General features: G+C 46.3%; 14 protein-coding genes and 1 tRNA gene. 6 read left to right on the forward strand and 9 right to left on the reverse strand.

Annotated features, from left to right (window positions below; genetic code table 11):
• Window positions 1–333: WD40 repeat domain-containing protein (locus WBA89_RS10510; RefSeq protein ID WP_424406236.1), on the forward strand; the 333-nt coding region annotated here is incomplete at its 5' end.
• Between the two features lie 85 nt (window positions 334–418).
• Window positions 419–1477, forward strand: coding sequence for a potassium channel family protein (locus WBA89_RS10515; RefSeq protein WP_424406237.1), 1059 nt, complete (start codon window positions 419–421; stop codon window positions 1475–1477).
• Window positions 1478–1561: 84 nt separating this feature from the next.
• Here WBA89_RS10515 and WBA89_RS10520 read toward each other — a convergent pair.
• The 3 genes from WBA89_RS10520 to WBA89_RS10530 form a co-directional block, all read right to left on the reverse strand.
• Window positions 1562–1633: transfer RNA gene (locus WBA89_RS10520), tRNA-Thr, on the reverse strand.
• A gap of 92 nt (window positions 1634–1725) precedes the next feature.
• The gene (gene pyk, locus WBA89_RS10525) at window positions 1726–3513 is read right to left on the reverse strand and encodes a pyruvate kinase (RefSeq protein WP_424406238.1); all 1788 of its coding nucleotides are present in this window, start codon (window positions 3511–3513) and stop codon (window positions 1726–1728) included.
• A 103-nt stretch (window positions 3514–3616) separates the two neighbouring features.
• Window positions 3617–3790, reverse strand: a complete 174-nt coding sequence (locus WBA89_RS10530) for a hypothetical protein (RefSeq protein WP_424406239.1) — start codon at window positions 3788–3790, stop codon at window positions 3617–3619.
• Window positions 3791–3966: 176 nt separating this feature from the next.
• On the opposite strand from WBA89_RS10530, the gene crtR reads away from it, so the two are divergent.
• Window positions 3967–4857 carry a beta-carotene hydroxylase gene (crtR, locus tag WBA89_RS10535; protein WP_424406248.1) on the forward strand — a complete coding sequence of 297 codons (891 nt, stop codon included), beginning with the start codon at window positions 3967–3969 and terminating at the stop codon, window positions 4855–4857.
• Between the two features lie 189 nt (window positions 4858–5046).
• On the opposite strand, the gene aroH is transcribed toward crtR, so the two are convergent.
• On the reverse strand, window positions 5047–5454 hold the full coding sequence (gene aroH, locus WBA89_RS10540) for a chorismate mutase (protein WP_424406240.1): 408 nt from the start codon (window positions 5452–5454) through the stop codon (window positions 5047–5049).
• A 211-nt stretch (window positions 5455–5665) separates the two neighbouring features.
• Window positions 5666–6484, reverse strand: a complete 819-nt coding sequence (gene sppA / locus WBA89_RS10545) for a signal peptide peptidase SppA (protein WP_424406241.1) — start codon at window positions 6482–6484, stop codon at window positions 5666–5668.
• 412 nt (window positions 6485–6896) lie between these two features.
• Between sppA and WBA89_RS10550 the strand changes: the two genes are divergently transcribed.
• Window positions 6897–7967 carry a DMT family transporter gene (locus WBA89_RS10550; protein ID WP_424406242.1) on the forward strand — a complete coding sequence of 357 codons (1071 nt, stop codon included), beginning with the start codon at window positions 6897–6899 and terminating at the stop codon, window positions 7965–7967.
• Between the two features lie 13 nt (window positions 7968–7980).
• On the opposite strand, the gene WBA89_RS10555 is transcribed toward WBA89_RS10550, so the two are convergent.
• The 4 genes from WBA89_RS10555 to WBA89_RS10570 form a co-directional block, all read right to left on the reverse strand.
• Window positions 7981–8400: a type II toxin-antitoxin system VapC family toxin gene (locus WBA89_RS10555; RefSeq protein ID WP_424406243.1), complete on the reverse strand. Its 420-nt coding sequence runs from the start codon at window positions 8398–8400 to the stop codon at window positions 7981–7983.
• Window positions 8397–8687: a hypothetical protein gene (locus WBA89_RS10560; RefSeq protein ID WP_193971147.1), complete on the reverse strand. Its 291-nt coding sequence runs from the start codon at window positions 8685–8687 to the stop codon at window positions 8397–8399. The genes WBA89_RS10555 and WBA89_RS10560 overlap by 4 nt, the downstream gene beginning before the upstream one ends.
• 81 nt (window positions 8688–8768) lie before the next feature.
• Window positions 8769–9635 carry an AAA family ATPase gene (locus WBA89_RS10565; RefSeq protein WP_424406244.1) on the reverse strand — a complete coding sequence of 289 codons (867 nt, stop codon included), beginning with the start codon at window positions 9633–9635 and terminating at the stop codon, window positions 8769–8771.
• Window positions 9592–9936 (reverse strand): AAA family ATPase, encoded by a 345-nt coding sequence (locus WBA89_RS10570; protein ID WP_424406245.1) that lies wholly within the window; start codon window positions 9934–9936, stop codon window positions 9592–9594. Before WBA89_RS10570 ends, WBA89_RS10565 begins: the two co-directional genes overlap by 44 nt.
• Before the next feature lie 47 nt (window positions 9937–9983).
• Between WBA89_RS10570 and WBA89_RS10575 the strand changes: the two genes are divergently transcribed.
• Window positions 9984–10220, forward strand: coding sequence for a hypothetical protein (locus WBA89_RS10575; protein ID WP_424406246.1), 237 nt, complete (start codon window positions 9984–9986; stop codon window positions 10218–10220).
• Window positions 10213–10509, forward strand: a 297-nt coding sequence (locus WBA89_RS10580) for a glycosyltransferase (protein ID WP_424406247.1), incomplete at its 3' end; no start/stop codon positions are given. The genes WBA89_RS10575 and WBA89_RS10580, both read left to right, overlap by 8 nt.

Below are 10509 nucleotides of genomic sequence, written 5' to 3' on the forward strand. Positions count from 1 at the left end.
TTTAGTCCCGATCGCCAAATACTGGTATCGGCGAGTGCAGACAAAATGGTGAGACTGTGGAAAGTTGACGGTACATTGATTAAAACTTTAAAGGGACACAAGAGTGCTGTGTGGAGTGCCAGTTTTAGTCCAGATGGCAAGACGATCGCTAGTGCGAGTGCGGATGGTACCGTGATATTGTGGAATTTGAATGTGGAAGACTTGCTGGTGCAGGGTTGTAATTTAACTCGCAATTCTCTTCAGGTTAAGTCTGTGCTTGCTGAAAGCGATCGCCACTTGTGCGACGAAATTATAAATCAGCAAAAAGTGCGATCGCCTATCCGCAAGCCCTAGCTGGCAAATATTAATAGATCGCCATAAGTACGCCAAAAATAGCTAAATTTAGTAGCAGCTAATAGGTAATAGGTCAGCCAAATCGGTGTATTCAAATCTAGAGCAAAAGTATCAGCATCTGGAAAAAGAGTTAAGGGGCGGCGCGATCGCCCTTGGTGGCGTTTTCTGCACGGGTACTCTCTGGTATTGGCAGGTGGAAAAATGGTCTTTGCTGGATGCAGCTTATATGACTGTATTTACTTTAGCAACTGTCGGGTACGGCGAAATTCACCCCCTCGGCAGCCGCGCGCGAATGTTTACCATGTGCCTGATTTTGATGGGTGTGATGGTGATTGGTTATATCGTCAACCGCTTTACAGAAGCGCTAATTCAAGGCTATTTTCAAGAAGGAGCAAGAATTAGGCAGCAGCGGCGTTTGGTAGATTCTTTGATCGGACATTATATTCTCTGCGGTTTTGGGCGCACTGGGCGGCAGATTGCCTTGGAATTTGAGGCAGAAAAAATCCCTTTTGTGGTGGTAGATTCGGCGATACAATCGATTGAGGCGGCTTTGGCGCTGGGATACAAGGCGGTGCAGGGAGACGCGACACTCGATGAAACTTTGTTGAATGTGGGGATCGATCGCGCACTTTGCATAGTAGCAGCTTTGCCGTCGGATGCCGAGAATTTATACACTGTGCTGTCGGCGAAAACTCTGAATATGAAAATACGGGCGATCGCCCGCGCCACCACAGAAGAAGCCGTAAAGAAGTTGCAGCGGGGCGGTGCCGATGTGGTTGTATCCCCCTACATTACGGGCGGCAAACGCATGGCTGCTGCTGCTTTGCGTCCTCAAGTTCTGGATTTTGTGGACGGCATTTTGACGGGAACAGATCGCTCTTTTTATATGGAAGAATTTCTGGTAAATCCTAACAGTTGCGCCTACGTCGGAGAAACTTTGAGAAATGCCAAATTGCGATCGCAATCAGGGGCTTTAGTTTTGGCAATTCGTCGCCCTGACGGCAATTTGATTGTGGGGCCAACTGGAGAAACTGCTATCCAAGGAGGAGATATGCTGATTTGTTTGGGTACTGCCGAACAATTGCGCGCCCTGAATCAAATCCTCAGTCCCCTGAGTTCTCGCGTCCCTCGCCCTCCAAAGTAAAATCAATCAATCAAAACTTGCCTTCGGAGCGATCGAATTTAATTAAATTTATTGCTTTAGTTTGGCAAAAAGGCCCAAACCCAGAGCCGATGGCGGGATTTGAACCCGCGACCGATCGATTACGAATCGATTACTCTACCACTGAGCTACATCGGCAAGACGACTTTCTATAATAGCACAAATTCCAAAAAAAAGCAATGAGTTGTAGAATTTAATTCAAAATTCCACAACTCCTAACTCAGAACTTGTTAAACAGCAAGTTCCCCCTCTGTGGAGCCGGCTCTTGCGCCGGAATAAACCAAACCGCGCTGCATATCCAGCGTCAGCATAGTGCCGTCCCGAATGATCCGCATCGCATTCTCCACGCCCACCATTACCGGCACGCCCAAACGCAAACCGATAATCGCAGCGTGAGAAGTCAAACTTTCCTCCTCCGTCACCACACCTGCTGCTTTGCGAATCATCTCCACAAAATCGGCGCTGGTGCGCTCCACTACCAAAATGTCTCCGGCGCGGAAATTCGACACATCCTTAGCAGTGCGAGCCACCCTGGCCATCCCGCTTACCGATCCCAAACCGACGCCGGCGCCTCTGCCTAAAACTGCTGTCACTACTTCAACTTTGATCAAATCGGTTGAGCCGGCAACCCCTTGCAGAGTACCGGCGGTCATCACCACTAAATCTCCGTCGGACAATAATTTTTTTTCTTGGGCGACATCGATCGCAGATTGAAATGTCTGGCCTGTGGAGGGCAAATCTAGCACCAACAGTGGTTTGACTCCCCAGACTAATTGCAGTTGTCGGGCTACGTCTACGTGGGGAGTAACTGCCAAAATTGGAGTTTTCGGTCGGAATTTGGAGACATTGCGGGCTGTAGAGCCGGTTTTGGTCAGTGTCATAATCGCCGCGGCGTTTAGCTGTTCGGAGATTTGGCTGACTGCTTGGCTGATGCCGTTGGGGATCGATCGACCGACATCTTCTACATTTCTAATATTGCGCTTAATTTCTTCCCTCTCGATGCGGACGGCAATTCTCGCCATCGTCGCCACCGCTTCGACAGGAAAATTGCCGACAGCGGTTTCATTGGAGAGCATTACCGCATCAGTTCCGTCGAGAATCGCGTTAGCCACGTCGGAAATCTCGGCGCGGGTAGGACGGGGATTGTTGACCATGCTGTCGAGCATCTGGGTAGCGGTAATCACCGGAATGCCCATGCGGTTGGAAGTCGCAATCAAGCGCTTTTGCAAAATCGGCACGTCTTCGGCGGGAAGTTCTACTCCCAAATCGCCGCGGGCGACCATCACGCCGTTGCAAAGCGCGAGAATTTCTTCCATTTGTTCGATCGCCTCGTGCTTTTCGATCTTAGCAATCACCGGTACTTGCTTGCCCGCACTGGCAATCAGTTCTTTAATTTCCAGCATATCCTGGGGATTGCGGACAAAGCTCAAAGCTACCCAATCGACACCTTGGTCGAGGCCGAACATTAAATCTTTGCGGTCTTTATCTGTGAGCGCCTTAATTGACAGGTAAACTCCCGGAAAATTCACGCCTTTGTTATTGGAAAGCGGCCCGCCGACGACAACGCGGCAGTAGAGTTCTCCCGCGCCGCTGTCTACTTTTTCGACGCGCATTTCTACTTTCCCGTCGTCTAGCAGAATCGTGGCTCCCTCTGGGACTTCCGAAGCTAGGGTTTCGTAGGTGACGGAAGAAATGAGCTCTGTACCGACCACCGGGCGGCTGGTCAAAATGAAAGGATCGCCGTTTTTGACAGTTATAGAGCCTGTTTCAAAGCGCCCCAAGCGAATTTTTGGGCCTTGGAGGTCTTGGAGGATGGCGACCGGCTGGTTGAGTTCAAAGGAAGTTTGCCGGATTAAGCGAATGCTGCGAAGGTGGTCTTCTTCTGTTCCGTGGGAAAAGTTGAGTCGCAAAGTTGTAGCACCAGCTTCTATGAGGTTTCGCAGCACTTGTGGGTTGGATGTGGCAGGGCCAATGGTGGCGACAATTTTAGTTCGGCGTAGGGCTTTTGGCAATTGCATCAGCGGTGTTCTGGGGAGGCGGGTGGAAAGACAGTCGGTGGATTTTAGATTTGAGATTTTAGATTTGAGATTTAGTCTGCAGATGAATCTGGGATCTGAACTCTTAGTCTAAAATTTGGGGCGGATGGCGAGTTTTGTGGGAAACTTGTATCCGTTTTTGGGCGGGGTCAAGATGCCTATAATACAAAAACTCTACCATTGTGGCGATCGAATTTGCGATCGGGCGAAATTTTAAATATCCCGTCTCGAAAAGTTGGTCAGCTTGCGGGTAAAACAATTTTAATTTGGGATTGGAGTTTTGGGATTGTCCCGCGCACCTAAGAGTTTGAGTCCAGAGACATCTCTAAACTTAGTGGGCAATACTTTAGATGCAGTTTTTTTACGAAAGTTTACTATAGGGAGACTTGTATCTTATACTACGCAAGGGTGAAATATTAAGGAGTGTTAACAAAGATGTCGGAGGCAGGACGGCCGCTGACAGTGCCGAAAGAGTTTCTGAGTCCTCCCGGTGACTTGAATCCGACGATGCTGTTGTTTTTGAGTGCATTAGCGACGATCGCGATTTCCTTTGTGGGTTACTGGTACGGGGAATGGCCGGATTGGTGTTGTTTTTTGCTGAACGTGCTGGCGTTGCACATGGCTGGAACGGTGATTCACGATGCGTCTCACAATGCGGCGCACCGCGATCGTACAGTTAATGCTATTTTGGGACACGGCAGCGCGCTGATGTTGGGCTTTGCTTTCCCGGTGTTTACGCGGGTACATATGCAGCATCACGCCCACGTTAATGACCCAGATAACGATCCAGACCATTATGTTTCTACTGGCGGGCCTTTGTGGTTAATTGCTGCGAGGTTTTTTTACCACGAGATTTTCTTCTTTAAGCGCAAACTGTGGCGGAAAAACGAACTTTGGGAATGGTTTTTCAGCCGTTTGTTTGTAATTGGAGTGGTTTGTATCTCCATTCAATACGACCATTTAGGTTACGTGCTAAATTTTTGGTTTTCTCCTGCTTTGGTGGTGGGCTTAGCCTTGGGGTTATTTTTTTATTATTTGCCGCACCGTCCGTTTCACGAGCGCGATCGCTGGAAAAATGCCAGAGTATATCCGAGTCCAATTCTGAATATCTTAATTTTGGGGCAGAACTATCACCTCATCCATCATTTGTGGCCTTCAATTCCTTGGTACAATTACAAGCCGGCTTACGAGGCTGTAAAGCCGCTGTTGGATGAGAAGGGTTCTCCTCAAAGTTTGGGAATATTGGAGGGGAAAAAGGACTTTTGGAGTTTTATATATGACATCTTTTTAGGGATTAGGCTGCATCACAAGAAAGCCACTGATTGATAAAAACCCGGTTTCTTCGAGAAGCCGGTTTTTTTTGCAATCTATTAGTAAATCAAACGGTTATTCCGACATTTTGGCGATCGGTTAATCTAATATCTGGTAATGGGTAATAGGTTCCGAATCGATCGCCAATTACCAATTACCCTGCAGCCAAATATACATTTTTCCCCAAATATCCGAAATAACCGTCTACTTTTCCCCAGCCGCAGCCACCGCCAAATTCCAATCGGGGCGCAAATTTTGAGCTCCCCGCAAATAAGGATGATAAATTTCAACCTGTGCCGGCCAATTAACGTGAATCAAAAACCGAATGCAGCGCGGTAAAGAACCCTCAACGTGCATTTGCTGGACATCCAACAAAGGAACATTGCACCAGTGGGGACGTTCGCGGGCGATCGCGGCCGGAAACACAGCATCTAAATCGCGAGTAGCAGAAAACGTAGCACTAATAATTAATTCTGGATTTATATCATTTTTTGCTTCTAATTCATCTAACAATTCTCTCACCGCTTCTCGAATTGCTGCCACCGAATTCTCGCTAGCAGTAGTTGCCCCGCGAATCGCCCGCACTTGCCACTCCACGCCAATATTTTTCATGTTTTTGTCAGTTGCTAGTTGTCAGTTGTCAGTTGTTAGTTGTTAGTTGTTAGTTGTTAGTTGGTAGGGGCGGTGCCAAGAGTGCCCGCCCTCAGTTGTTAGTTGTTAGTTGTTAGTTGTTAGTTGCAATTACCAATTACCAATTACCAACTGCCAACTGCCAACTGCCAACTGCCAACTGCCAACTGCCAACTGCCAACTGACTATTAAATCACGGGCGATACAGCCACAGCGGTAAACCGCTAGTAGAAAGCTCGAATTCCAGCAAGTTTTTGTAAGCTGAAATCCCCGATGTATCCAGACTACTCCCCAAGACCCGATTTAGGAAAGGTTTGGCTTTTTCTAGCGTACAGCACTCGGTTTTTTCCGGGTCGAGGCCGGCGAGTTCGGCTGTCCAGCGGCGAGCGTCCTCTTCTGTTCCGAGCCGATCGACCACACCCAATTCTAAGGCTTGCTGACCGCTAAAAATGCGGCCGTCGGCAAAAGTTTTGACTTTTTCAACTGGGAGTTTCCGGGCTTCGGCGACGGTTTCGACGAATTGCTGGTAGGTGGTGTCGATCAAGTCTTGCAGAATTTGCTGTTCAGCATCGGTCAATTCTCGATCGAATGCCAAGATATCTTTATACGGCCCCGATTTAATCACCTCAAAAGAAACGCCGACTTTTTCAAGCAGCTTTTCTAGATTGTTGCCCCGGATAATCACGCCGATGCTGCCGGTAATTGTACCGGGATTGGAAACGATATGGTGAGCTCCCATGCCGATGTAGACTCCGCCAGAAGCTGAAATATTGCCGAAACTGGCGACTATTTTGATTTTTTCTTGCAAGCGCTTGAGGGCGCTGTAAATTTCCTGGGAATCGCCGACTGTCCCCCCAGGGCTGTCTATCCGCAGCAGCAAGGCGGGAAATTTGCGTTCTTCAACGGTTTTGAGGGCCTCTAGAACTCGTTTGCGGGTTTCTCCGGCAATGGCACCGGTGACTTCGATGCGGGCGATTTGTTTGCGGTAGCGGGGCTTGAATGGCCAAATCATGGGCAGTTTACAGGCAATGTAGGAAATTTTGTAGCTAAGTTATAGTGTGACTCATCTGAAGGAAGAGTTGACAGTTGACAGTTGACAGTTTTCAGTTTTCATCAGTCATAGGGAAGAGGGAAGAAGGCTACTCGATGAGACTGGAGAAACCTGGTTTTTTCGAGAGATGCAGGGTTTGAAGCGAATATCTGGGTGCAAAAACTGGGTTTCTGGCTACTCAATGAGACTGAAGAAACCGGGTTTTTTGCAGAGATTCAGGGTTTGAAGCGAATATCTGGGTGAAAAAACTGGGTTTCTTGCCGATCGGTCGATCGCACTTAACCCACCTTCGATATATAATTGTAAAAATTGCTTAACAAATCTACATTATTTTTCTGAGAGCCACTCTCATCAATTATTTGGAGCCCCCGCCATGCAGCTAAAACTTACCGATTCTAAACTGCCCTTTGCGCCGCTGTTGCTAATTGCGCCGTTTTTCCTGTGGGGAACCGCGATGGTAGCGATGAAAGGAGTCATGCCGCACACGACACCGCTGTTTGTGGCTTTTGTGCGTCTAGTACCTGCGGGTGTGTTGGTGCTCCTCGCGGCGGCATTCATGGGAAAAAAACAACCACAGGGTTGGAAAGCTTGGCTGTGGATTTCGCTGTTTGCTTTGGTTGACGGTACTTTGTTTCAAGGCTTTTTAGCCGAAGGTTTGGCGAAAACCGATGCGGGTTTGGGCTCGGTGATGATTGATTCTCAACCGCTAGCTGTGGCGATTTTGTGTTTGTGGCTGTTTCAAGAAAAAATTGGATTTTGGGGCTGGTTGGGATTAGTGATTGGCGTTATCGGCATCAGTTTGATTGGGTTGCCCGATGGCTGGATTTTGGGGCTGTTTTCTCCCGAAGGCGCGCAGGTTTCTGGGGGTATCGAACAGTTCTTTGAGGGTGGGGAATGGTTGATGCTGTTGGCGGCTTTGTCGATGGCTGTGGGTACGGTTTTGGTGCGCTGGGTTTGCCGCTATGTTGACCCGATTGTGGCGACGGGCTGGCACATGATTTTGGGCGGTTTGCCGCTGTTGGCACTTTCGGCTGCAACTGAGTCCGAACAGTTTGTGAATATCGATTTTTCTGGCTGGATGGCGCTAGGTTATTCTACCGTGTTCGGAAGTGCGATCGCCTACGGTTTATTCTTTTATTTTGCTTCTAGCGGCAGTTTGACGAGTTTAAGTTCTCTGACGTTTCTTACCCCAATTTTTGCTTTGCTGTTCGGCAATTTGTTCTTGGGCGAGGTGTTGAATTCGCTGCAATCAATGGGCGTAGGGCTGACTTTGGTGAGTATTTATTTGATCAACCAGCGGGATACTTTGGCGGAAAAATTGGGAAAAGGGCGGCACGGTGAAGCTAATTCTGAGGAGAAAGTGCAGTTGTTAGAGTCGTCTGAGTTGAAGAAAGTTGAATTTCCCGTGAAATTACGAGCTACAGAATTGGAATCGGAAGTTTAGGGATTTAAGAAATTTAGGGAGAATTGGTTAACTTTTGAATTAACTGATTGGGAGTTACAATTCTAGGAGTAGTAACCGGAAAATCTCGCGGATTGCGGGTGACAATGGCATCAATTTGATTGATTACAGCGGTGCTGTACTGAATCGCATCTTCAAAATCCTTGAAGTTGCAAGTTAATGCCATTGAAATAACAGAGTTATCTACTGTTGCGACTTGACAAAATGTGGCTATATGTCTCAAAAACTCAAGCGTTGAATCTCGACTTTTAACTTTACGTATGATGTAGTAAAGGTCGCCAAAAGTAGAGGCTGAAATATAGCCTTCTAGTTGTCCCTGTTCAACAAAGGACAAAACTTGTTCGCTTTCACCAAAAAATTGCTGTCGTTCGAGGGCGATATCTAAGATGATGTTAGTATCTAGCAAGATTTTCATAAATTGTGTTTCTCCTTCAAAGCTTCCCATCTAGCTTCCTCTGCATCGAACTCAGGCGAGACAGGCTGAGTATTCTCAAACCAGGCTTGCAAAGCCTTGATTTTAGTTTTTACTTTTCTTTTGGGATTTGCTTCCTGCGACTCAACTACTAACTCTGGGGAACTGACAACCGCATCAGCTACCGGCCAAACGATGATTTCTACATCTCCCGGCGGCATATTCACGGGTTCCACAACTACCAAGTTGCCAGTTGCATCGATTTTACCTCTAAGTTTGTATGCTTGCATACTAATCTCCTAAGTTTTGTCTCTATTATAGGACATAAAAATTTGGTAAGTTCCTCTGCAATCAATCCAAAACTAATCATCTTAAAAATTCTTAGGAAGTCCGCCGATATAACCTCTCAAAAACGCCTCTGATAATTTCACAAGTTCTTGTCCCTCCAGAGGTTTGGGGCCCCGAATGCGTCTGGCTTTAGTATAACCTAATTGGTTGCGAGAAATCACAAGCAGCCGCTGTTGGTCATCATCTAAATCCAAACCATCTAAAACTGCTGGGTTGTGAGTTGTCAAGATGACTTGTTTATCATTCTTTTTTGCTAGTTCGACTAATTCTTGGATTAATCGGCGACATAATCGAGGGTTGAGAGAAGCATCTATGTTATCTATTGCAAAAAATTTAGGTGTGATATCGCTGATGAATAAGGTAAAGTAAAAAAGTAAAAACAAAAATCCTTCATTCGAGCTTCTTTGATCGAAATAAGCTAAATCTGGGTCTAAGTACCTATCTGTGATTTGGATAGAATTTTGCAGTGGTGCTGAATTTTGAGGAATTTCAAAATTTTTAAACCAATCTATCAATTGCAGCTTTTTTTTGATTTGATTAAGTTTGTCTTTGTTTTGGTTTGTACTCAAGACATTTATAAGTTTAAATAAGCCTTCGCCATTAATGCCTAATGGTTGAATTTGTCCTGCTTTTTCAAAAATTCGTAACGCTTGGTTTTCTGGTGAGTAAATTATAAATTTATTTAAGTCAAATATGGGAATAAAGGATTCGGCATCCTTTTGAAGATTCAACCATTCTTGTTTAAAAAGCTCTGTTTTCCCTTCCAAAATAAATGTAAATTTATCTATTCCCCCATGTTTTTGAAGAAAGAGAATAGCAGCATTTTTTATAGAGTTTTCAGTGTTGTCAAAAAAAATTACTAACCCACTGAGAATAAGGAGAATTATCATTTTGTAAAATACAACTGAATTCTTCTCCCTTATTCGTTCTTAACTCAATACTGATATCTTTAGCTAAATTTTCCTTGTCAAAAGCCGATCGCATTAATTGAGGTTCTGTAACTCTGATGCCCCTAGATGCTAGAAACTCGTTATCCAGCTTATCATCAGCCGCCGCCGAAGCCAGGGCGATCGCCTCTAGGATATTACTTTTGCCGCAGCCATTTTCACCAATCAATACGGTGACTCGTCCTAATTCTAGCTTCAGCTTTTGAATGGACTTATAATTTTCGATTCTGACTTCTCCAATCATAATTCAATCCCATATAATCTTAGTGTACTCATTGTATCTGCGATCGCATGGATCTCAAAGAACGCCTGCAGGGCCACCTAATTCAAATTGTACGCGATCGCAACCCATACATGGCATCCGCAGGGCATTTCTATGTCCAGCAATACATTCGCGAACAGTTGGGACAGTGGGGCACTGTAGAAACCGAGGATTTTGCGGTGCGCGGGCGAATTCATCACAATTTTATCTTGGATTTACCCCCCCTCAGTCCCCCCCTTGGTAAGGGGGGGAGGCAATTTGGATAGAATAACCATTCGCCACCTCACCGAAAACCAGATTCAAAGTTCCTACGCCGCCCGCAATCAAGGGATTCGCACCTCCACAGGCGAAATCATCGCTTTTACCGATGCAGACTGTCGCCCCGAAACTCAATGGCTGGAAAATTTAGTTAAACCCTTTGCTGACTTAGAAGTAGGAATTAGCGCGGTGGAAATCCTCGCCCTCCCCGGTAATAGTCTCTTAGAAAAACACGCAGCCCGCGACAATACTTTATCTCAAAAACATACTCTCGCTCACCCTTTTTGTGCCTACGGT

Source organism: Microcoleus sp. (assembly GCF_049646505.1).
Lineage (GTDB): Bacteria > Cyanobacteriota > Cyanobacteriia > Cyanobacteriales > Microcoleaceae > Microcoleus.